Origin of the sequence: Pseudomonas tolaasii NCPPB 2192 (assembly GCF_002813445.1) — a bacterium.
Taxonomy (GTDB): Bacteria; Pseudomonadota; Gammaproteobacteria; order Pseudomonadales; family Pseudomonadaceae; genus Aquipseudomonas; species Aquipseudomonas tolaasii.
The window spans coordinates 2,459,939-2,482,681 of sequence record NZ_PHHD01000001.1; the positions used below are offsets into that span (position 1 = coordinate 2,459,939).

General features: G+C 59.9%; 21 protein-coding genes. 7 read left to right on the top strand and 14 right to left on the bottom strand.

Annotated features, from left to right (window positions below; genetic code table 11):
- The first annotated feature begins 42 nt into the window (after positions 1-42).
- The 4 genes from ATI14_RS11370 to ATI14_RS11385 all read left to right on the top strand — a co-directional run bounded on the left by ATI14_RS11370 (position 43) and on the right by ATI14_RS11385 (position 2,117).
- The gene (locus tag ATI14_RS11370) at positions 43-723 is read left to right on the top strand and encodes a Fe2+-dependent dioxygenase (RefSeq protein WP_016971602.1); all 681 of its coding nucleotides are present in this window, start codon (positions 43-45) and stop codon (positions 721-723) included.
- Between the two features lies 1 nt (position 724).
- Entirely contained in the window at positions 725-1,510 is a 786-nt protein-coding gene (locus ATI14_RS11375; RefSeq protein WP_016971601.1) for a tetratricopeptide repeat protein, read from the top strand.
- A 65-nt stretch (positions 1,511-1,575) separates the two neighbouring features.
- Positions 1,576-1,842 carry a CopG family ribbon-helix-helix protein gene (locus tag ATI14_RS11380; RefSeq protein ID WP_016971600.1) on the top strand — a complete coding sequence of 89 codons (267 nt, stop codon included), beginning with the start codon at positions 1,576-1,578 and terminating at the stop codon, positions 1,840-1,842.
- Entirely contained in the window at positions 1,842-2,117 is a 276-nt protein-coding gene (locus ATI14_RS11385) for a type II toxin-antitoxin system RelE/ParE family toxin (RefSeq protein WP_026083149.1), read from the top strand. Before ATI14_RS11380 ends, ATI14_RS11385 begins: the two co-directional genes overlap by 1 nt.
- A 59-nt stretch (positions 2,118-2,176) precedes the next feature.
- Here the strand turns inward: ATI14_RS11385 and ATI14_RS11390 are convergent, their stop codons facing one another.
- The 5 genes from ATI14_RS11390 to ATI14_RS11410 form a co-directional block, all read right to left on the bottom strand.
- On the bottom strand, positions 2,177-3,340 hold the full coding sequence (locus ATI14_RS11390) for a type III PLP-dependent enzyme (RefSeq protein ID WP_080520058.1): 1,164 nt from the start codon (positions 3,338-3,340) through the stop codon (positions 2,177-2,179).
- A 446-nt stretch (positions 3,341-3,786) separates the two neighbouring features.
- A complete protein-coding gene (locus ATI14_RS11395; RefSeq protein WP_016971597.1) occupies positions 3,787-4,944 on the bottom strand; it encodes an osmoprotectant ABC transporter ATP-binding protein OsmV in 1,158 nt (385 codons plus the stop codon).
- Positions 4,941-5,594, bottom strand: a complete 654-nt coding sequence (locus tag ATI14_RS11400) for an ABC transporter permease (protein ID WP_016971596.1) — start codon at positions 5,592-5,594, stop codon at positions 4,941-4,943. The genes ATI14_RS11395 and ATI14_RS11400 overlap by 4 nt, the downstream gene beginning before the upstream one ends.
- A 9-nt stretch (positions 5,595-5,603) precedes the next feature.
- A complete protein-coding gene (locus ATI14_RS11405; protein WP_016971595.1) occupies positions 5,604-6,500 on the bottom strand; it encodes a glycine betaine ABC transporter substrate-binding protein in 897 nt (298 codons plus the stop codon).
- A 9-nt stretch (positions 6,501-6,509) separates the two neighbouring features.
- Complete coding sequence (locus ATI14_RS11410; protein WP_016971594.1) at positions 6,510-7,226, bottom strand: ABC transporter permease; 717 nt, start codon at positions 7,224-7,226, stop codon at positions 6,510-6,512.
- A 331-nt stretch (positions 7,227-7,557) separates the two neighbouring features.
- On the opposite strand from ATI14_RS11410, the gene ATI14_RS11415 reads away from it, so the two are divergent.
- The 3 genes from ATI14_RS11415 (at position 7,558) to ATI14_RS11425 (ending at position 10,002) form a co-directional block, all read left to right on the top strand.
- A complete protein-coding gene (locus tag ATI14_RS11415; protein WP_016971593.1) occupies positions 7,558-9,141 on the top strand; it encodes a peptide chain release factor 3 in 1,584 nt (527 codons plus the stop codon).
- Between the two features lie 257 nt (positions 9,142-9,398).
- Positions 9,399-9,644, top strand: coding sequence for a hypothetical protein (locus tag ATI14_RS11420; RefSeq protein ID WP_016971592.1), 246 nt, complete (start codon positions 9,399-9,401; stop codon positions 9,642-9,644).
- Positions 9,645-9,741: 97 nt separating this feature from the next.
- Positions 9,742-10,002: a hypothetical protein gene (locus tag ATI14_RS11425; protein ID WP_016971591.1), complete on the top strand. Its 261-nt coding sequence runs from the start codon at positions 9,742-9,744 to the stop codon at positions 10,000-10,002.
- A 126-nt stretch (positions 10,003-10,128) separates the two neighbouring features.
- Here ATI14_RS11425 and ATI14_RS11430 read toward each other — a convergent pair whose 3' ends face one another.
- The 9 genes from ATI14_RS11430 to ATI14_RS11470 all read right to left on the bottom strand — a co-directional run bounded on the left by ATI14_RS11430 (position 10,129) and on the right by ATI14_RS11470 (position 22,728).
- A complete protein-coding gene (locus ATI14_RS11430) occupies positions 10,129-11,100 on the bottom strand; it encodes a peptide ABC transporter ATP-binding protein (RefSeq protein ID WP_016971590.1) in 972 nt (323 codons plus the stop codon).
- Complete coding sequence (locus ATI14_RS11435) at positions 11,100-12,068, bottom strand: ABC transporter ATP-binding protein (RefSeq protein WP_016971589.1); 969 nt, start codon at positions 12,066-12,068, stop codon at positions 11,100-11,102. Before ATI14_RS11435 ends, ATI14_RS11430 begins: the two co-directional genes overlap by 1 nt.
- A 10-nt stretch (positions 12,069-12,078) precedes the next feature.
- Entirely contained in the window at positions 12,079-12,990 is a 912-nt protein-coding gene (locus ATI14_RS11440; protein ID WP_016971588.1) for an ABC transporter permease subunit, read from the bottom strand.
- Between the two features lie 10 nt (positions 12,991-13,000).
- Positions 13,001-14,011: an ABC transporter permease subunit gene (locus ATI14_RS11445; protein WP_016971587.1), complete on the bottom strand. Its 1,011-nt coding sequence runs from the start codon at positions 14,009-14,011 to the stop codon at positions 13,001-13,003.
- Between the two features lie 77 nt (positions 14,012-14,088).
- Entirely contained in the window at positions 14,089-15,687 is a 1,599-nt protein-coding gene (locus ATI14_RS11450; protein ID WP_016971586.1) for an ABC transporter substrate-binding protein, read from the bottom strand.
- Positions 15,688-15,767: 80 nt separating this feature from the next.
- On the bottom strand, positions 15,768-17,162 hold the full coding sequence (locus ATI14_RS11455) for an OprD family porin (protein ID WP_016971585.1): 1,395 nt from the start codon (positions 17,160-17,162) through the stop codon (positions 15,768-15,770).
- Positions 17,163-17,332: 170 nt separating this feature from the next.
- Positions 17,333-18,877 (bottom strand): ABC transporter substrate-binding protein, encoded by a 1,545-nt coding sequence (locus ATI14_RS11460; protein ID WP_370590113.1) that lies wholly within the window; start codon positions 18,875-18,877, stop codon positions 17,333-17,335.
- A gap of 362 nt (positions 18,878-19,239) precedes the next feature.
- Entirely contained in the window at positions 19,240-20,868 is a 1,629-nt protein-coding gene (locus ATI14_RS11465; RefSeq protein WP_016971583.1) for an ABC transporter substrate-binding protein, read from the bottom strand.
- Positions 20,869-21,126: 258 nt separating this feature from the next.
- Complete coding sequence (locus ATI14_RS11470; RefSeq protein ID WP_016971582.1) at positions 21,127-22,728, bottom strand: ABC transporter substrate-binding protein; 1,602 nt, start codon at positions 22,726-22,728, stop codon at positions 21,127-21,129.
- Positions 22,729-22,743 lie beyond the last annotated feature (15 nt).

Sequence of the window (22,743 nt, forward strand, 5' to 3'; positions counted from 1 at the left end):
AATCAATACCATTGGCATCCCTCTGATTTCAGGTATTGCCCCATGCTGCTGCACATTCCCGGCCTGTTCTCTCGCGAGGAGGTGCAGCGCATCCGCCAGGCCCTGGAAAACACCGAGTGGGCCGACGGTAAAATCACTGCCGGGCACCAGTCGGCCAAGGCCAAACACAACCTGCAATTGCCCGAAGGCCACCCGCTGGCCAAGGAAATCGGCGCGGCGATGCTGGAGCGTTTGTGGAAAAACCCGCTGTTTATGTCAGCGGCGTTACCCCACAAGGTCTTCCCACCCTTACTCAACTGCTACACCGCCGGCGGCAGTTTTGACTTCCATATCGACAACGCCGTGCGCCAGGCCCGGGGCAGCCACGAGCGGGTGCGCACCGACTTATCGTCGACGCTGTTCTTCAGCGACCCAGAGGAATACGACGGCGGCGAGCTGGAGATCCAGGACACCTTCGGCCTGCAGCGGGTCAAGCTGCCGGCGGGCGATATGGTGCTGTACCCCGGCTCCAGCCTGCACAAAGTCAACGCCGTGACCCGTGGCGCACGTTATGCCTCGTTCTTCTGGACCCAAAGCCTGGTGCGCGAAGACAGTCAGCGCACGCTGCTGTTCGAGATGGACGGCGCCATCCAGCAATTGACCCGCGACGTGCCGGACCACCCGGCTCTCATCCAGCTCGCCGGCACGTACCACAACCTGCTGCGCCGCTGGGTTGAGGTCTGAGATGGGCTTTTTATTGCGCCGCGAAGAAGTGCTCAACGTCGAGCAACTGCAAAGCATGCTCGATGACTCGCCGGTGCGCGCCGCCCAGGCGATTCTGGTGGCGGCCAAAGAGGGCGTGGTGGATGCCCAGGCCTTGCTCGGGCAGATCCTGCTGGAAGGGCGCGGTATTTCCCGTGATGAGGCTTTGGCATTGCGCTGGTTTCAGATTGCCGCCAATGGTGGGCATCTGATGGCGCGCAACATGACGGGGCGTTGCCTGGAGCATGGTTGGGGTTGTGCGGTTGATGAGGTGGCGGCGGCGCGCGAATACCGCCTCGCCGCAGAAGCCGGCCTGGATTGGGGCCAGTATAACTACGCCAACCTGCTGGCCACTGGACGTGGCGTTGCCGAGGATCGGCCGCAAGCACTGGCGTTTTATCGCCGGGCGGCGGAGCAGGGGCACGCCAAATCCATGAACCTGGTGGGGCGTTACCTGGAAGACGGGCAGGTTTGCCCACGGGATCTGGACGCGGCGGTGGAGTGGTATCGCCGCTCGGCCGAGGGCGGGGATTTTCGGGGGCAGTTCAGTTATGCGGCGGTGCTGGCGGATAAAGGCCAGATTGATGTTGCGCTGGAGTGGCTGCGCAAGGCGTTGGCAGGCGGGAATCTGAAGTTTTTGCGCACGGCGCACAAGGCGCTGTTGAATGCATCGCAGCCAGAAATCAGATCTCTCTCTGAGGATTTCGAGCGGAGAATGGATCAACTAAGCGATGAGCGGCGTAGCGTAGTGATTGCTGCGCAACTTTAAATCACTATGATTTAGGGTGATTCAGTTTCAATCAGATATTGCGTGATTTTGCGAAGAGAGGATTTATGGGCGCCGACACAAAAGTACTGACAGCTCACGTCCCCACCGCCCTGGCGCAAAAAGTCGATCAACTCGCGGCGCGAATGGACCGATCGCGTGGCTGGATTGTCAAGCAAGCACTCGCCGATTGGGTTGATATGGAGGAAGAGCGCAGTCGACTGACGCGTGAGGCGATGGCCGATGTCGATGCCGGCCGTGTGATTGATCAACAGGCAGTTCAAGCTTGGGCAGACAGTTTGAGCACCGATACGCCGCTGCCGGTACCTCGATGATGGAATTGAAGTGGACCAGTAAGGCCTTATCCGACCTGGCTCGACTTTTCGACTTCCTTGCCGTTGTAAATCGGATGGCGGCGGCGCGTACAGTGCAGTCGCTTTCCCAAGCACCTATGAGCTTGGTGAGCAATCCGCGAATAGGTGAACGGGTTGAAGAATTTGAACCGCGAGACGTGAGAAGGCTATTGGTCGGCCATTACGAAATACGCTACGAAATTCAGGAATCGACGGTCTACATTTTGCGTTTGTGGCATGTCCGCGAAGATCGTTGATGTGTAGACGCCCATAAAAAACCCATGACATGTCATGGGTTTTTTTATGGGCAGCTTTCTTACACGTAGTAAGACTTCAGCGGCGGAAAGCCATTGAACTCTACCGCGCTGTAGCTGGTGGTGTAGGCACCGGTCGACAGCCAGTACAGACGATCACCAATCGCCAGGTTCAGCGGCAGGCCGTACTTGTAGTTTTCGTACATGATGTCGGCGCTGTCGCAGGTTGGGCCGGCGATGACCACTTCTTCCATCTCGCCTTTCTTCTCGGTCCAGATCGGGAACTTGATGGCTTCGTCCATGGTTTCGATCAGGCCGGAGAACTTGCCCACATCCGTGTACACCCAGCGCTCGACGGCGGTGCGGGATTTACGCGCCACCAGCACCACTTCGCTGACCAGGATGCCGGCGTTGGCGATCAACGAACGGCCCGGCTCCAGGATGATTTCCGGCAGGTCGTCGCCGAAGTCTTCCTTGAGGAAGCGGATGATTTCTTCAGCGTAGGTTTCCAGGCTGTTGGTGCGGGTGATGTAGTTGGCCGGGAAGCCGCCGCCCATGTTGATCAGCTTGAGGTGGATGCCGTCTTCTTCTTTCAGACGCTCGAAGATCACCTTGACCTTGGCAATGGCCGCGTCCCACACGCTGATGTCGCGCTGCTGCGAACCCACGTGGAAGGAGATGCCGTAAGGCACCAGGCCCAGGTCGCGGGCGAGGATCAGCAGGTCCATGGCCATGTCGGTCTGGCAACCGAATTTGCGCGACAAAGGCCAGTCAGCGGTGGTCGAGCCTTCGGTGAGAATACGCACATACACTTTCGAACCCGGCGCGGCCTTGGCGATGTTGCGCAGGTCTGCTTCGGAGTCGGTGGAGAACAGGCGCACGCCCTTCTCGAAGAAGTAGCGGATGTCCTTGGATTTCTTGATGGTGTTGCCGTAGCTGATACGGTCCGGGCTGACGCCACGGCCCAAAACTTTGTCCAGCTCGTAGATCGAGGCGATGTCGAAGCTCGAGCCCTTGTCTTTGAGCAGGTCGATGATCTCGACGGCCGGGTTGGCTTTGACCGCGTAATAGACCTTGGCGAATTCGAAACCGGCACGCAGGTCATCGTAGGCCTGGCTGATCATCGCGGTGTCGATCACCACGAACGGGGTTTCTTGCTTGTCGGCGAACGCCTTCATTTTGTCAAAAGTGGCGCGCGCGAAATAATCTTCGACGTTGATCGACATGCTGGGAACTCCTAAGGGCAAACTGAATTGATCAATGGGTGCAAATGAACGTCCTCCGTATCCCCACTTTGGTTCGCCTACTTCCCAAGGCATGTCGCCGAAAGCAAAAAGGCCATGGGATCAACCGCTTCCCTTGGCCTTGCTGTCTCGTCGTCAGTACTTGAGCCGGATGGATCGTTTCCAGCATGGACGTTCGGCGCGAACTTTAGGACGTGAGGGGCCATAGATCAACTAAAAATGTCGCGTTTTTGCACGCGTTCGTCGCGGGAACCCGTGCAGCTACTTATGTAACCGACCGGTGTGACGGATTGATGTTCCCCGAATGGGGCAAATCAGCGGGATTTGCGGTGCCTTCATCGCGGGCAAGCCCGGCTCCCACAGGGATCGGTGTCATCCATGACGACGCGGTCACCTGTGGGAGCTGGCTTGCCTGCGATAGCGGTGGATCAGGCCAACGCAGTTTCGGCCGGCGACACAATACTGGTCTTGCCCCCACGGGATTTACCAGAGCTCAAGTACTCGGCAATCGACTCCTGCGTCACTTCCCCCAGGAACACCCGCTCCGCATCCATCACCGGCAACCACGAGCGGTTGAACTCGTACATGCGCGACAGCAGGATGCGCAAATGCTCGTCATACGCCGCCGTGGCGTTGAACTCGCGAAGGTACTGGCCACAGGTACCGGCCTGACGGTGCAGGTCGCGGCGTCGTACATACCCCAGCGCCTTGTTCTCGGCGCAGGTGACCACCACATATCGGCGGTCGTGCTCGTCCATCAGTTCCAGGGCCTCGGCTACCGGGGTTTCCGGGCTGACCGACGGCGCGTTGTCCGCCGCGTCCTCGGCCTTCACCAGCAGCAGGCGCTTGAGGGTGCTGTCCTGGCCCACGAAGTTGCTGACGAATTCGTCGGCCGGGTGCGCCAGCAGCGTGTCCGGGTGGTCGATCTGCAGCAGCTTGCCGGCGCGGAAGATCGCAATCTTGTCACCCAGCTTGATGGCTTCGTCGATGTCGTGGCTGACCATGATCACGGTCTTGTTCAGCGCGCGCTGCATCTCGAAGAACTCGTTCTGGATCATCTCGCGGTTGATCGGGTCGACTGCGCCGAACGGCTCGTCCATCAGCAGCAGCGGCGCATCGGCCGCCAGTGCACGGATCACACCGATGCGCTGTTGCTGCCCGCCCGACAATTCACGCGGGTAGCGGTGCAAATACTGCTTGGGTTCCAGCTTGATCATGCTCATCAACTCGCGGGCGCGGTCGTGGCATTTCTGTTTGTCCCAGCCGAGCAATTTCGGCACGACCACGATGTTTTCCTCGATGGTCATGTTCGGGAACAGGCCGATCTGCTGGATCACATAACCGATGTTGCGACGCAGGGTCACTTCGTCGAGGTCGGTGGTGTCTTCGCCGTTGATCAGGATTTTGCCCGAGGTGGGCTTGATCAGGCGGTTGATCATTTTCAGCGTGGTGCTCTTGCCGCAACCCGAAGGCCCCAGGAACACGCAAATCTCGCCTTCATTGACGGTCAGGCTGACATCGTTCACGGCGGTGATGGTCTTGCCGTTGCTTTGAAAAGTCTTGGACAGGTTTTGAAGTTCGATCATTTGAGCAATCCTTTTGGAGTCAGCGAGCGTTGCAGCCATTGCAGAAGCAGGTCGGCGAAGATGGCCAGAAGACTGACCAGCACGGCGCCGACGATCAGCATCGACATGTCGCTGCGGCTGATGGAAGCCAGAATCAGTACACCCAGGCCACCGGCGCCGATGGTGGCGGCGATGGTCATCACGCCGATGTTCATCACCACGGCGGTGCGCACACCGGCGAGGATCACGGGGACGGCGATGGGTAACTCGACCATGCGCAGGCGCTGGCCGAAGGTCATGCCGATGCCGCGCGCGGCTTCGCGAATACCCGGTTCCACGCCAGTGAGGGCGAGGTAGGTATTACGCATGATCGGCAACAGGGAGTAGAGGAACACGGCGGTGATCGCCGGCATCGGCCCCAGGCCCTGGCCGAATTTGGAGTAGAACGGCAGCAGCAGGCCGAACAGCGCGATGGAGGGCACGGTGAGCAACACGGTGGCGCTGGCTTGCAAGGGCCCTGCGAGCGTCGGGAAGCGCGTCATCAGGATGCCCAGGGGCACGCCGATGAGGATCGCGAGGATCACGGCAATGCCGACCAGGGTGATGTGCTGCCCGGTCAGGTGCAGGACCTGGGCCCAATCAAGATGGGAAAAGGCGTTCAGGAATTCCATGTCTTCTCCTTATTGATTGATCGGATGTTGGCGCAGGAAGTCTGCGGCCACGGCGGATGGGCTTTCATGGTCAACGTCGACCCGCGCGTTCAACTGGCGCATGGTTTCGTCGTCGAACAGATCGGCCAGCGGCTTGAGGTCGGCGGCCAATTCCGGGTGGGCATCGAGATAAACCTGACGCACCACGGGCGCAGCGGTGTAGTCCGGGAAGTAGTGCTTGTCGTCTTCCAGCAGCTTCAATTTGAAGGCGTTCAGGCGACCGTCGGTGGTGTAGACCAAACCGGCAAACACCTGGCCATTGCGCAGCGCGGTGTAGACCAGGCCGGCGTCCATCTGCCGGGTGTTTTTGCGCGTGAGGTTCATGTCGTACAGCTTGACCATGCCGGCCAGGCCGTCGGAGCGGTTGGCGAACTCGGTGTCCAAGGCCACCAGGCGGTTCTCTTTGGCGTTCTGCGCCATGGCCTTCGTCAGGTCGCTGATGCTGCTGATTTCAGGATGTTCCTCGGCAACCTTCTCCGGCAGTGCCAACGCGTAGGTGTTGCTGAAGCGCGACGGCGAGAGCCAGACCAGGCCTTTTTTTGCGTCGAGTTCTTTCACCCGAGCGTAGGACTGTTCGCTGTCGAGTTTCTCGTCGATGTGGTTGTAGGCCACCAGCGACACGCCGGTGTACTCCCAAATCAAATCCAGCTGCCCGCTTTCCTGGGCACTGCGCGCCAGGTTGCTGCCCAGGCCGCCGGTCACGCGGGTGTCGTAGCCTTTGGTGCGCAGGTACTGGGAGGTGATTTCGGCCAGCAGGGTCTGTTCGGTGAACACCCGCGCGCCGATGCGGATCACTGGTTTTTCAGCGGCTTGCGCAAAGCCTGCCAACAGCAGGACGCAGCTCAGTATCAAGGTCAGTTTTTTCATGTCGATTCCTTAAGACGCCCGCAGCCCGCGTTCCAGCCAGAGGCGGCTGGCCAGGGTCACCAAGCCATCGAGCAGCAAGGCCAGCAACGCGGTGCACGCGGCGCCGAGCAGCAGTTGCGGCTGATTGTTCAGGGCGATGCCAGGGAAAATCAGGCTGCCCAGGCTGTTGGCGCCGATCAGGAATGCCAGCGGGGCGGTGCCGACGTTGATCGCCAACGCCACACGCACGCCGCCGATGATGATCGGCACGGCGTTGGGCAATTCCACACGAAACAGCACCTGGCGAGGCGTCATGCCGATACCGGTGGCGGCTTCTTTGAGGGAGCCCTGGACGTTTTTCAGGCCTTCGTAGGTGTTGCGCACGATGGGCAGCAGGGACGCTAGGAACAGCGCGAAGATGGCCGGGCCACTGCCGATGCCGAGGACGCCGAGGGCGATGGCCAGTACGGCCAGGGGAGGGACGGTGTTGCCGATGTTGAAGATCTGCATGAAGCGTTCTGCGCGCCCGACCATGTTCGGTCGGCTGAGCAGGATACCGGCGGGGATCCCTACAACGAGGGCAGCCAGCATGGAGACAAGAACGAGGATCAGGTGAGCTTGCAGGTAAAACAACAAATCGTCGCGGTACAGTTCGATCGTGTTGATGCCGATCCAGTGGACCAGCAGGGCCAGGAGCGCGACGACAACCACGCCTCCTATCAGCCCTTTGCCATAGCGAATAGCCACAGGCGGACTCCTTTTTTCTTTTGTCGGCGAACACATTTCCGAGCGGCAATGCCATTCCTGGCTGTCGGCGAATGAGTTCGCGAAAAGCAGCTCGCCGATACCGGCAACGCGGTATGCGATCGAGCCATGAGCGCAGCCTCGTCAGGCTAACTTGCTGATTTATCAGCCCCTGTTCCGAGTGCGGTAGCAGGGGAGTGGACGTCTCGACCTTTTAAAAGGTTCCATACTTGGCAGCATTTAGCCACCCCCAATCGGGTGAACGGTGGTCCGGCGCCCGGGGTTTGCGCTATACTCGCCGCCCTTTTTTGACTCACCTGCCAGGCGATTTCCCATGACCCACCAGGCCGCCGAAGTCGCGAAACGCCGCACTTTCGCCATTATTTCCCACCCCGATGCCGGTAAAACCACCATCACCGAGAAGCTGTTGCTGATGGGCAAGGCAATCGCGGTGGCCGGCACGGTGAAATCCCGCAAATCCGACCGCCATGCCACCTCCGACTGGATGGAAATGGAAAAACAACGGGGTATTTCCATTACCACGTCGGTCATGCAGTTCCCGTATCGCGACCACATGGTCAACCTGCTCGACACCCCGGGCCACGAAGACTTCTCCGAAGACACCTACCGCACCCTGACCGCGGTGGACTCGGCATTGATGGTCCTCGACGGCGGTAAAGGCGTCGAGCCACGCACCATCGCGCTGATGGACGTGTGCCGCCTGCGTGACACGCCGATCGTCAGCTTCATCAACAAACTCGACCGCGACATCCGTGACCCGATCGAGCTGCTCGATGAAATCGAAGCCGTCCTGAAGATCAAGGCCGCGCCGATCACCTGGCCGATCGGCTGCTACCGCGACTTCAAGGGTGTGTACCACCTGGCCGACGACTACATCATTGTTTACACCGCCGGCCACGGTCACGAGCGCACTGAAACCAAGATCATCGAGAAGCTCGACTCGGACGAAGCCCGCGCCCACCTGGGTGACGAGTACGACCGTTTTGTTGAACAGCTGGAGCTGGTGCAGGGCGCCTGCCACGAGTTCAACCAGCAGGAATTCCTCGACGGGCAACTGACCCCGGTGTTCTTCGGTACCGCCCTGGGCAACTTTGGTGTCGACCACGTACTCGACGCTGTGGTCGATTGGGCGCCACGTCCATTGGCTCGTGTGGCCAACGAGCGCACCGTGGAACCGGTGGAAGAGAAGTTCTCGGGTTTCGTGTTCAAGATCCAGGCGAACATGGACCCCAAACACCGCGACCGTATCGCCTTCATGCGTATCTGCTCCGGCAAATACGAAAAAGGCATGAAGATGCGCCACGTGCGCACCGGCAAGGACGTACGCATCGGCGACGCCCTGACGTTCTTCTCTTCCGAGCGTGAACAGCTCGAAGAGGCCTACGCCGGCGACATTATCGGCCTGCACAACCACGGCACCATCCAGATCGGCGACACCTTCACCGAAGGCGAAGCCCTGGGCTTCACCGGTATCCCGCACTTCGCCCCGGAACTGTTCCGCCGCGTACGCCTGCGTGACCCGCTGAAATCCAAGCAATTGCGTCAAGGCTTGCAGCAACTGGCGGAAGAGGGCGCCACCCAGGTGTTCTTCCCCGAGCGCAGCAACGACATCATCCTTGGCGCCGTCGGTGTGCTGCAGTTCGACGTGGTGGCCAGCCGCCTGAAAGAGGAATACAAGGTCGAATGCTCCTACGAGCCGATCACCGTGTACTCCGCGCGCTGGATCGAGTGCAGCGATAAGAAGAAGCTGGAAGAGTTCTCCAACAAGGCTGTGGAAAACCTGGCGCTCGACGGCGGCGGTCACTTGACCTACCTGGCCCCGACCCGGGTCAACCTGGCGCTGATGGAAGAGCGCTGGCCGGATGTGAAATTCCGCGCGACCCGCGAGCACCACTAAGGTCTGAGCGGTAGACAAGAGGGCGAAGCTGTCATGGCTTCGCCCTTTTTCATGCCCGCCACAAAACCAAAACTGTGGGAGCTGGCTTGCCTGCGATGCAGACACCTCGGTGCATCAGAGACACCCGGTTGAGGCTATCGCAGGCAAGCCAGCTCCCACATTTGATCCTTATTCAGCCCGCAGCATTGGCGCTAACCCGGCTTCCGGGCTAGCGTTTGGACTATTCCACTCATTCACCGACGGATCAGGAGGCGATCTTGCGTATAACTCAACGCGCCATTGAACTGGTGCTGCTGGGGTGCCTGGGGCTGGCGTGCACGGCGGTGCTGGCCGATGCCGGAACCCCTCAGTGGAAGGACACCGGCCCGGTCACCAAAAGGAAGCAAAGCGAGGTCAACTCCGGCGGTTGGCAGCCCCAGGCCCAGCCTGCGCCCAAGGAGGACGCGGAGAACCCTTATAACGAAGGTGAGGACAGCGAAACCTACGATGACGGTGACACCTGACGCCTGGCGTAAATGGGGCAACGGGACTAGCTTCTACCCTGGCGACGGTAAAGCGCTGTCGTGCGGGATTCTTCCACTGACTGGACGGAAATCGACCATGAGTATTTTTCAACGTGTAGTGCTGTTGATAAAGGTGTTGGTGCTGTTGTCGTTGGGGATGTCGACGGCCTGGGCGCATAACCCGCCACAGACCGGCCAGGCAGGCTTTTCGGCGGTGCAGACGGCGCAGGGCAAGCACTTGCAACTGGCTAAGTCTGAAGCTGAGCCTGGGGACCAGGATCAGGGCGGCTCCAAGGATGATGATGACCAGCAGGCCCCGGACGAAGATGATGGCGATCAGGGTGACAGCGATACCTGAGGCATAAAAAAGCCCCGCCGGCCGGACTGATGCGCAATCCGGCGGGCAGGGCGGTAGAACTCTGTAGATGCCCTGGGCTTAACCACCCAGGGCATTCTCGTTCCCGCGTGGAGCGAGGGAACGATCTCAGGCGACGAATTGCTCCGCGTAGTGGCATGCCACCTGGCGGTTATCCAGGGCCCGCAGTTGCGGCTCTTCGCTGCTGCAACGCGCTGTCGCGTACGGGCAGCGCTTGTGGAAAGCGCAGCCTGGCGGCGGGTTCAGCGGGTTAGGCAGCTCGCCGACAATTTTGATCTTCGGCTTGTTCGGGTCCGGGTGGATGGTCGGGGTCGCCGACAGCAGCGCCTGGGTGTACGGGTGCAGCGGGCGGGCGTAGATGTCTTCCTTGGGGCCCACTTCCACCGGGCGGCCGAGGTACATCACCATCACATCGTCGGCAACGTGCTGTACCACGGCCAGGTTGTGGGAAATGAACACGTAGGCCGTGTTGAATTCCTGCTGCAGGTCCATGAACAGGTTGAGCACCTGGGCCTGGATCGATACGTCCAATGCCGAGGTCGGCTCATCCGCCACCAGCACTTTGGGTTGCAGCATCATGGCGCGGGCCAGGGCGATGCGCTGGCGCTGGCCACCGGAGAACATGTGCGGGTAGCGCTGGTAATGCTCAGGGCGCAGGCCCACCTGCTTCATCATCGCCTGCACTTTTTCGCGGCGCTCGGCGGCGGACAAGTTGGTGTTGATCAACAGCGGCTCGCCGAGTTGATCACCGACTTTCTGGCGCGGGTTCAGCGAGGCGTACGGGCTCTGGAACACCATCTGCACGTCTTTGCGCAATTGCTTGCGTTGAGCCTTGTCAGCCCCGGCGACTTCCTGGCCGGCGATTTTCAAGGAACCGGAAGACGGCTCTTCAATCAGCGTGAGGGCACGGGCCAGGGTGGATTTGCCGCAACCCGACTCGCCTACAACCGCGAGGGTCTTGCCGGCTTCCAGCTCGAAGGACACACCATTGAGGGCACGCACGGTGGCATGGCCCTTGAACAGGCCACGGGACACTTCATAGTGACGGGTCAGGTCGCGGGCGGTAAGAACGACGGCCATTACGCCACCTCCTGGTTCAAGGGGTAGAAGCAGCGCGCAAGGCTGTTGGTTTTTGGATCAAGGCCCGGCCGCTGAGCGCGGCAGGATTCCTGTACATACGGGCAGCGCGGCGACAACAGGCAACCCTGCGGGCGGTCATAACGACCCGGCACGATACCCGGCAGCGTGGCCAGGCGCGTGGCGCCGAGGCTGTGCTCGGGGATCGCCTTGAGCAGCGCTTCGCTGTACGGGTGCGCCGGAATGTCGAACAGCTGCGGCACCTGGCCGACTTCCACGGCTTGGCCGGCGTACATCACGCACACGCGCTGGGCGGTTTCAGCCACCACCGCGAGGTCGTGGGTGATCAGCACCAGGCCCATGTTCTGTTCTTTCTGCAGGGCCAGCAGCAGTTCCATGATCTGCGCCTGGATGGTCACGTCCAGCGCGGTGGTCGGCTCATCCGCGATCAGCAGCTTCGGCTCGCCGGCAATCGCCATGGCGATGGCGACACGCTGGCTCATACCGCCGGACAACTGGTGCGGGTAAGCATCCATACGGCTGGCGGCGCCCGGGATTTCGACTTTTTCGAGCAGTTCGATGGCACGCTTGCGCGCCGCCTTGCCGGACATTTTCAGGTGCAGGCGCAGCACTTCTTCAATCTGGAAACCCACGGTGTAGCTGGGGTTCAGCGCGGTCATCGGGTCCTGGAACACCATCGCCAGGTCCTTGCCGACGATCTGGCGGCGCTGGCGGTTGCTCAGCTTGAGCATGTCCTTGCCGTCGAAGTTCAGCGCGTCGGCGGTGACGATGCCGGGGTGCTCGATCAGGCCCATCAGCGCCATCATGGTCACGGATTTACCCGAACCCGACTCGCCAACGATGGCCAGTACTTCGCCTTTGTCGACTTTGAGGTCGAGGCCGTCGACCACAGGGACTGCGGTCTTGTCGCCGAAGCGGACGTTGAGATTCTTGATTTCTAACAGTGACATGGGAATCTCCTCAGGCGGCGTTCTTGAGTTTCGGGTCCAGCGCATCGCGCAGGCCGTCGCCCATCAAGTTGATTGCCAGCACGCTGAGCAAAATGGTCAAACCCGGCAAGCTCACCACCCACCAGGCGCGTTCGATGTAGTCACGGGCCGACGCCAGCATGGTGCCCCACTCAGGGGTTGGCGGTTGTACGCCAAGGCCCAGGAAGCCCAGCGCTGCGGCATCGAGGATCGCCGAGGAGAAGCTCAAGGTCGCCTGTACGATCAGCGGCGCCATGCAGTTGGGCAGCACGGTGATGAACATCAGGCGAGGCAGGCCGGCGCCGGCGAGGCGGGCGGCGGTCACGTAGTCACGGTTCAGCTCGCCCATCACCGCAGCACGGGTCAGGCGCACGTAGGACGGCAGCGACACGATGGCAATCGCAATCACGGTGTTGATCAGGCCAGGGCCGAGGATGGCGACAATGGCAACAGCCAGCAGCAGCGACGGCAGGGCCAGCATGATGTCCATCAAACGCATGATGGTCGGGCCAAGGATGCGCGGGAAGAACCCGGCGAACAGGCCCAGCAGGATGCCCGGAATCAGCGACATCACCACCGACGACAAACCAATGAGCAACGACAGGCGCGAACCCTGGATCAGGCGCGAGAGCAGGTCACGGCCCAGTTCGTCGGTGCCGAGCAAAAATTGCATCTGCCCGCCTTCCAGCCAGGCCGGCGGGGTCAGCAGGAAGTCGCGGTATTGCTCGCTCGGGTTATGCGGCGCAACCCACGGGGCGAAGATCGCGCAGAACACGATCAGCAACATGAACAGCAGGCCGGCAACCGCGCCTTTGTTCTTGGAAAAGGCTTGCCAGAATTCTTTGTACGGGGACGGATACAGCAGGCTTTGATCGACTGCTACCGCTTGAGTAGGTGTGCTCATGGTCATGATCTCAGCGCTGGTGACGGATGCGTGGGTTGGCGAAGCCGTAGAGGATATCCACCACGAAGTTCACCAGGATCACCAGGCAGGCGATCAGCAGAATGCCGTTTTGCACCACCGGGTAGTCCCGCGCGCCAATGGCTTCGATCAGCCATTTGCCGATGCCGGGCCACGAGAAGATGGTTTCGGTCAGTACCGCACCGGCCAGCAGGGTGCCGACCTGCAGGCCCACCACGGTCAGCACCGGGATCAGCGCGTTACGCAGGCCGTGCACGAATACCACGCGCGTCGGCGACAGGCCTTTGGCCTTGGCGGTGCGAATGTAGTCTTCGCGCAGCACTTCGAGCATCGAGGAACGGGTCATCCGCGCGATCACCGCCAGCGGGATGGTGCCGAGCACGATGGCCGGCAGGATCAGGTGGTGCAGGGCGTCGAAGAACGCATCCGGCTCGTCGGCCAGCAGGGTGTCGATCAGCATGAAGCCGGTGCGCGGCTCGATGTCGTAGAGCAGGTCGATACGCCCGGAAACCGGGGTCCAGCCCAGGCTCACCGAGAAGAACATGATCAGGATCAGGCCCCACCAGAAGATCGGCATCGAATATCCCGCGAGGGAGATGCCCATCACCCCGTGGTCGAACAGGGATCCTCGTTTGAGTGCCGCGATCACCCCGGCCAACAGGCCCAGGACGCCGGCGAACAACAGGGCGGCCATGGACAGTTCCAGGGTCGCAGGGAAAAGGGCGGTGAATTCGGTCCACACGCTGGTGCGTGTGCGCAGCGATTCGCCGAGGTCGCCGTGGGCGAGTTTGCCTACATAGTCCAGGTATTGCGCATACAGCGGCTTGTTAAGGCCAAGGCGTTCCATTGCCTGTGCGTGCATCTCGGGGTCGACTCGTCGTTCGCCCATCATGACTTCAACGGGGTCGCCGGGGATCATGCGAATCAACGCAAACGTGAGCAACGTTATGCCGAAAAACGTGGGGATCAATAACCCCAATCGGCGGGCAATAAAACTAAACATCTTGTTGTGTACCTCAGTCAGCCGGTTAGGCAGGTCCGGCACCGTCAATATCGACGGTGCCGAGCGTCTTCTCTTATTTACTTCACCTGGGTGGTGGCGAAGTTATTGGTCGTCAGAGGGCTTTGGGTATAACCCTCGACGTTTTTGCGCATGGCGGTGAACATTTTCGGGTAAGCCATGGGAATCCAGGGTTGATCCTTGTCGAAAACGTCCATGGCTTGTTCATAGAGTGCAGCGCGCTGGGCGGGTTCAGCGATGGCGCGCGCCTTGTCGATCAAGTCTTGAAACTCCTTGTTACACCAGCGGGCGTAGTTTTCGCCGTTTTTCGCTGCATCGCAACTCAGGTTAGGGGTGAGGAAGTTGTCCGGGTCCCCGTTATCCCCCGCCCAGCCGGCCGAAACCATGTCGTGCTCACCGTTTTTAGCACGCTTGAGCATTTCGCCCCATTCCATAACTTTGATGTTGACCTTCAAACCAATCTGGGCGAGGTCGGCCTGCATGCGCTGGGCGCCGAGCATCGGGTTCGGGTTGGTCGGGCCGCCGCCGTTACGGGTGAACAGCGTGATTTCGGTGCCTTCCGGCACGCCGGCTTCCTTGAGCAGGGCGCGGGCCTTGTCGAGGTCGCGTGGCGGGTTTTTCAGTTTGTCGCTGAAACCCAGCAGCGTCGGCGGGTACGGGCCCGTGCCCACCACCGCATTGCCTTTGCCGTACAAGGCATCGGTGTAACCGACCTTGTCGAACGCGATGTTGATCGCGTGGCGTACACGGGCGTCGCTCATGTACTTGTGGGTCGTGTTCATGGCGGTGTAGCTGGTGGTCATTGCCGCCAGTTCATCGACCTTCAGGTTCGGGTCGGCCTTGACGCTCGGCACGTCATCGGGCTTTGGATACAGCGCGATCTGGCACTCGTTTGCCTTGAGCTTTTGCAGGCGCACGTTGTTGTCGGTGGTGATCGCCAGAATCAGCGGGTCAGCCGGTGGCTTGCCACGGAAGTACTCCGGGTTGGCCTTGAACCGTACCTGGGCGTCTTTGGCGTAGCGCGTGAAGATGAACGGGCCGGTGCCGACGGGTTTGGCGTTCAGGTCGTCGGTCTTGCCGGACTTGAGCAACTGGTCGGCGTATTCGGCGGAGTGGATCGAGGAAAACGCCATGGCCAGGTCGGCCAGGAACGGTGCTTCAGGACGGGTCAGCGTGAAGACGACTGTGTGGTCGTCGGTCTTGGTGACGCTTTTGAGCAGTTCCTTGAAGCCCATGCTTTCAAAGTACGGGTAGCCCACGTTGGACTTGTTGTGCCAAGGGTGATTCGGGTCCAGCTGGCGCTGGAAGCTCCAAAGCACATCGTCGGCATTCAGGTTGCGCGTGGGTTTGAAGTAGTCGGTGGTGTGAAACTTGACGTCGTCACGCAGGTGGAACGTGTAGGTCAGGCCATCGGCGCTGATTTCCGGCAGGTCCTTGGCCAGTGCCGGCACCACTTCGGTGGTGCCGGGCTTGAAGTCCACGAGACGGTTGAACATGGTTTCCGCGGCGGCGTCAGCGGTGACGGCCGTGGTGTACAGAACCGGGTCAAAACCTTCCGGGCTGGCTTCGGTGCAGACCACCAGCGGTTTGGCCGAAACGCCGATCGCCACGCTCAACAGCGCAGCGGCCACAGCGGCTTGTAGCGGGAGCATTTTCATTCAGAGCCCTCTGCAATCGATGGAACCAGACAAGCGTAGACGGCGGGCTCGTGATGAGCCCGCCGTCTGCCTGGTGCTAATTAAAGAATGTTGAACGGGATGGTGGTGACCAGACGGAATTCACGGATGTTGCCGTCAGCCTGGTTGGCAGAGGCACGGTGAGTCACGTAGGTGCCACGGATGGTGGTGGCCTTGAGCGCGCCGCTCTGAACGGCGTAGGAAGTACCGATACCGTATTCCTGGTGTTTCTCGCCGTCCTGAGCCTGGATACCGTTGTAAGCGAAGCCGGCACGGCCGCCGTCGCCGGTGTAGTGAGTACCGTCGATGCCCCAGCCGCGAGCCGAGTAGATGTTGAACTTCAGGCCTGGCACGCCGTATTCGGCCATGTTGATGCCGTAAGCGATCTGGAACGATTTCTCGTTCGGGCCGTTGAAGTCGGACGTCAGGGAGTTGGCCAGGTAGATGCCGTTGGTTTCGTGCAGGTAGTCGAAGTACTCGTTACCGTTCACTTCCTGGTACGAGAAGGTCAGGCTGTGAGCCTGGTGAGTCAGGCCCAGCGACAGCGAGTAGGTATCGTTGTCGATCTTGCCCATCAACTTTTTGCCTTCGTCGACGGTCTTGTAGTAGTTCAGGCCGGTGGTCAGGCTCAGTTGCTGGCTGTCACCCAGTTCGTGGGTGGCGCCGAAGTAGTACTGGTTCCAGAAGTCTTTGACCTGAGCGCCGAAGAAGCTGGTTTTCAGGCTCTTGAACGGCTGGTAGTTCACACCGGCGGTGTAGACGTGATCCGCTTCCTGGCCATTGCCGTATTCGGTACGGAATTTCGACAGGCTCTGCTCGGTACGTGGCGACACGCGGTCGAAGTAAGCGCCCTGGAACGACAGGTTGCTGAACTCTTCGCTGTTGAGGGCGAAACCTTCGAAGCTCGATGGCAGGGCACGGTTACCGATGGTGTCGATGATGCCGCTGCTGAAGTTCTGGCGACCGGCGGTCAAGGTGGTGTTCGAAACGCGGAACTTCACGTTGGCCAGGCCCAGTTTGCTCCACTGGCCTACTGCATCGCCGTCGGAGTCGGCCAGGGTACGGTTGGAACCCCCCTTGATGTCACGCTTGCTGCGGTCCAGCACGATGGCGTTGTAGGCGGCAACTTCGGTCGCGACGCCAACGGTGCCCTGGGTGAAGCCCGAGCTCAGGTTGAGGATGGTGCCCTGTACCCAGTTGGTACGGTACGCATCGGTGCGTGCCTCGCCGTGCTTCTGGTAGGTGAACTTGCCGCCACGGAATTTCTGCTCGTTGGAGAACCAGTTACGCGTGGTACCGCCCAGGCTTGCGCCATCGACAAAGCCCTTGGCCTCGCTTTGGGCGCTGGTGCCGGCCAATGTGGTTGGGACGAAGTCCTGGCTTTGGGTTTCAGCGAAGGCGGTTGCCGTGATGCTGCTGATGGCCAGGGCCAGAAGCGCTTTGCTGCTCAGTTTCATGGGTGGAGCTCCTTTGGTTCTCTTTTTAATGCCGGTCTTTTTAGGTGAACCGGCTATTGGGTGTGTAACTCGTTCAAGCCTTTGCAAACGTTTGCCGTAGGAGAATTCCCAACAAAAGGCTGCACGTTTGCTGGAGAGCAGACTTCGCTCTCCATCATCCGGTTATTTTCTTATGGGTTGAGACTGACGCCCGAGAACACGTTGCGGCCGAAGGGGCTGACTTTGAACCCTTCGACTTTGGCGCTTAACGGCTGGTTGACCGTCGAGTGGGCGACTGGCGTGATCGGCACCTGTGCTTTAAGCAGTTGCTGCGCCTGTTTGTACAGAACAGTCCTTTGTTCGCGGTCGGTGACGACCTTGGCTTGCTTGACCAGCTTGTCGTACGCCGGGTCGCACCACATGGAGTAGTTGTTCCCGCCGATGGCGTCGCAGCTGTAGAGGGTGCCCATCCAGTTGTCCGGGTCACCGTTGTCGCCGGTCCAGCCGATGAGGCTGATGTCGTGCTCACCATTTTTGGTGCGCTTGATGTACTCGCCCCATTCGTAGCTGACGATCTTGACCTTGAGGCCGATTTTGGCCCAGTCGCTTTGCAGCATCTCGGCCATCAGCTTGGCATTGGGGTTGTACGGCCGTTGTACCGGCATCGCCCACAGGGTGATTTCGGTGCCTTCCTTCACGCCGGCGGCCTTGAGCAATTCCTTGGCTTTTTCCGGGTTGTAGGGGGCGTCCTTGATGGTGTCGTCGTAGGACCACTGGGTCGGCGGCATGGCGTTGACTGCCAGTTGGCCTGCGCCCTGGTACACGGCGTTGAGGATGCTTTGCTTGTTCACCGCCATGTCCAGCGCCTGGCGCACTTCGAGCTGGTCGAAAGGTTTGTGGCGCACGTTGTAGGCGATGTAGCCCAGGTTGAAACCTGGCTTGGTCAGCAATTGCAGGTTCGGGTCGGCCTTGAGCGCATCGACGTCGGCGGGGCGCGGGTGCAGGGTGATCTGGCACTCGCCGGCCTTGAGCTTTTGCACGCGTACCGAGGCGTCGGTGTTGATGGCGAAAATCAGTTGGTCCAGCTTGACCCGGCTCGGGTCCCAGTACTGTTTGTTGCCCACATAACGGATCTGCGAGTCTTTCTGGTAGCGCTGGAACACAAACGGGCCAGTGCCGATCGGCTTCTGGTTGATGTCGCTGGGCTTGCCTTCTTTAAGCAACTGCTCGGCGTATTCGGCCGACAGGATCGAGGCGAAGCTCATGGCGATGTTCTGGACGAACGCGGCGTCGACCGTGTTCAGGGTCATCACCACGGTGTGCGGGCCGGTTTTCTCGACCCTGGCGATGTTCTTGTTCAGGCTCATCCCGTTGAAGTACGGAAACTCGGTGGGGTAGGCCTTGCGAAACGGGTGTTCGGCGTCAAGCATGCGGTTGAAGGTGAACAGCACGTCGTCGGCATTGAAGTCGCGCGTCGGCTTGAATTCCTTGTTGCTGTGGAACTTCACCCCTTCACGCAGGTGAAAGGTGTAAGTCAGGCCGTCTTCGGAAATATCCCACTTGGTTGCCAGCCCAGGCACCACGTTGGTCGCACCTTTTTCGAACTCCACGAGGCGGTTGTACAAAGGCTCCGCGGCGTCGTTGTCGGTGGCGGTGGTGTACTGCGCAGTGTCAAAACCGGCCGGGCTGCCTTCGGAGCAGAACACCAGGCTCTTCTTCTCGGCGGCTTGGCCCATTGTGGCTACAGCCAGCAGGCTGGTGCCAAAAATTGCGGATAGAACGGTGGTATGGCGCATGACGATCCCGATCCTTGTTTGTAATTGTCATCAGCGAGCAATCACCCGGGCCAACCGCCCGGGAGACATCACTGATCCCACTCACAGCAAGTGCCCGACAGCGGGCGCCTCTGCTGTCCTGCGACGTTATGGGCCGTGGACTTCGCAGTAAATGCGCCGAAACTGATTGACCTTGTAGGCAACGGATGCATAAACCGCAGTTCGTTGCTGTAGGACGGCAACGGTTGCGGATGTGGTCTGTTTCCTACGGTCCGGACGGATGCAATAACGGCGACGTTATGAAACGTCGCCGTTAGTGATCCTTACTTGCCGCTGACGCTCACGCCGTAGAAGGAGTTCAAGCCAAACGGGCTGATCTTGAAGTCCTGCACGTTGTTGCGCATGGGTTGATACACCGTCGAGTGCGCGATAGGTGTCATCGGGACTGCATCTTTGAGGATATGTTGCGCCTGCTTGTACAGCTCGGTGCGTTTGGCGACATCCGATGTGGCCTTGGCTTCTTTCACGATGCCGTCGAATTTCTTGTCGCACCATTTGGAGAAGTTGTTACCGGCCAGCGAGTCGCAGCCGAACAGCACGTTCAGCCAGTTGTCCGGGTCACCATTGTCACCGCTCCAGCCAATGATCATGGCCTGGTTCTCGCCGCCTTTGGAGCGCTTGATGTACTCACCCCACTCGTAGCTGACAATGTTTACTTTCAGGCCGATCTGTTTCCAGTCGTTCTGCAGCATTTCCGCCATCAGCTTGGCGTTCGGGTTGTATGGACGCTGAACCGGCATGGCCCACAGGGTGATCTCGGTGCCGTCTTTAACGCCGGCTTCCTTGAGCAGTTCCTTGGCTTTGGCAGGATCGTATTTCGCATCCTTGATGGTGGTGTCGTAGGACCATTGGGTCGGCGGCATGGCGTTGACCGCCAGTTGGCCTGCGCCCTGGTACACGGAGTCAATGATCTGCTGCTTGTTCACCGACATGTCCAGCGCCTCACGAACGCGCAGGTCAGACAGTGGGTTGGGCGCGGTCTGGCCTTTGAGAACCGGCATGACGTTGTAAGCGATGTAGCCCAGGTTGAAACCGGCCTGGTGCGGCAGTTTCAGGTCCTTGTCGTCGCCCAGTGCCTTAAGGTCGGCCGGACGCGGGAACAGGGTGATCTGGCATTCGTTTTTCTTGAGCTTCTGGATGCGCACCGACGGGTCGGTGGTGATGGCGAAGATCAGGTTGTCGATCTTCACGTCTTCAGGTTTCCAGTAGTCCTTGTTGCCGGTGTAACGAATGTTCGAGTCTTTCTGGTAGCTCTTGAACACGAACGGGCCAGTGCCGACCGGCTTCTGGTTGATGTCCGGCGCTTTGCCTTCCTTCAACAGCTGGGCAGCGTATTCGGCGGACTGGATCGAGGCGAAGCTCATGGCCAGGTTCTGGATGAAAGCGGCGTCCACGGTGCCAAGGGTGAACTTGACGGTGTGGTCATCGACTTTCTCGATGTTCTTGATGTTGGTGTCCATCCCCATGTCCGTGAAGTACGGGAACTCGGTGGGGTAGGCCTTACGGAACGGATCGTCCTTGTTGATCATGCGGTTGAACGTGAAGAGCACGTCATCGGCATTGAAGGTACGGGTCGGTTTGAAGTACGAGGTGGTGTGGAATTTCACGCCATCACGCAAGTGGAAAGTGTACGTCAGGCCATCCGGGGACACGTCCCAGCTGGTGGCCAGCCCAGGAATCACAGCGGTGCCGCCGCGTTCGAACTGGGTCAGACGGTTGAACATGGTTTCGGCCGAGGCATCGAAGTCTGTTCCGGTGGTGTACTGGCCTGGATCAAAACCGGCCGGGCTCCCTTCGGAGCAGAACACCAGGTTAGTCGCCGCTTGGGCGAAAGGAGCTGCGGCCATAAGGCCAGCGCTAACAAGTAACGGAAGGACTGCGTGTTTAAGCATGTTGGCCTCATGATTTGTTGTCATTTTTGGTGGTGAGGGCGACCTCGTGAGTCGGCCTGCGGATACTTATGCAGGCGCCATACCCATTGCAAGATGCTGAACCGTCGCGAGGGTGAAACTGTGGTACGAACGTACAGGAATGTCGCATTTATGAAAGTTTGTACATAAATGCATATATATAGGGGCTTTTTTCGGTGCATTGAGCGCACCAAAAAAGCCCAACCGAGGCGTCTGGCGCACTCGGTTGGGGCGGGCTTGTTACTTATCTAGACTGACACCATAGAACGGCGTGAGGCCAAACGGGCTGATCTTGAAGTCCTGGACTTCCTTGCGCAGGGGCTGGAAAACCGTCGAGTTTGCAATAGGCGTTATAGGTACTTGTTCCTTAAGGATTTTTTGCGCCTGTTGATACCACTTGATGCGCTGCTCGCGGTCATTGCTGACCTTGGCCTGCTGCACGAGTTTGTCGTAGGCCGGGTTACACCATTTGGCGTAGTTGCTGCCCTTGACCGCGGCACAACTGTAGAGCACGCCGAGCCAGTTATCGGGGTCGCCATTGTCGCCGGTCCAGCCGTAAATCATGGCATCGTGCTCGCCATTTTTGGCGCGCTTGATGTACTCGCCCCACTCATAGCTGACGATGTTGGCCTTGATGCCGATTTTTTCCCAATCCTGCTGGATCATTTGTGCCGACATGCGCGCGTTCGGGTTGGACGCGCGTTGAACAGTCATCGCCCACAGGTTGATGGTGGTACCTGGTGCAACCCCTGCTTCTTTTAGTAGCGCCCGCGCCTTGGTCGGGTCGTACGGGGCGTCCTTGATATTGGGGTCATAAGACCACTGCGCCGGAGGCAGTGCGTTCTGCGCCAATTGCCCGGCGCTCTGGTACACGGCCTTGATGATGGCGGGCTTGTCGATGGCCATGTCCAATGCCTGGCGCACTTTGAGCTGGTCCAGCGGCGGATGGGTCACGTTGTAAGCCAGAAAGCCCAGGTTGAACCCGGCCTGTTGCAGTACGCGCAGGTTGGGGTCCTGCTTCATCACTTCAATGTCGGAGGGGCGCGGGTAACCACTGACCTGGCACTCGCCGGCCTTGAGTTTCTGCAGGCGCGCGGCGGCGTCCGGGGTGATGGCGAACACCAGATTGTCGAGCTTCACGTCCTCGGGCTTCCAATACTGTTTATTGGCCGCGTAGCGAATCTGCGAGTCCTTCTGGTAGCGCTTGAACACAAACGGCCCGGTGCCGACGGGTTTCTGGTTGATGTCCTCGGCCTTGCCTTCCTTTAATAGCTGCGCGGCGTACTCGGCCGACTGCACCGAGGCGAAACTCATGGCCAGGTTCTGCACAAACGATGCATCGACATTGTTAAGGCTGAAACGCACGGTGTGGTCGTCGAGTTTTTCAACGTTCTTGATCGTGGTGTTCAAGCCCATGTCGGTGAAATACGGCGACTCGGACGGGTAAGCCTTGCGAAACGGGCTGTTCGCGTCCAGCAGGCGGTTGAAGGTAAACAGCACGTCATCGGCGTTGAAGTCGCGGGTGGGGGTGAAGAAGTCCGTGGTGTGGAACTTCACGCCATCGCGCAGGTGGAAGGTGTAGGTCAGGCCGTCTTTTGACACGTCCCAACTCGTCGCCAGGCCGGGTTCGACTTCAGTGCCGCCGCGCTTGAACTGGGTCAGGCGGTTGAACACGGTTTCGGCGGAGGCATCAAAATCGGTGCCGCTGGTGTACTGGCTGGGGTCGAAACCGGCAGGGCTGGCTTCGGAACAGTAGACCAGGGTAGTGGCCGCGTGGGCCATCGGCATGAAAGCCAGCAGGCCTGCAGCCAGAAGGAGCGGTTTGAAAGCGATTCTTTCCATGGAGACCCCTGAAGT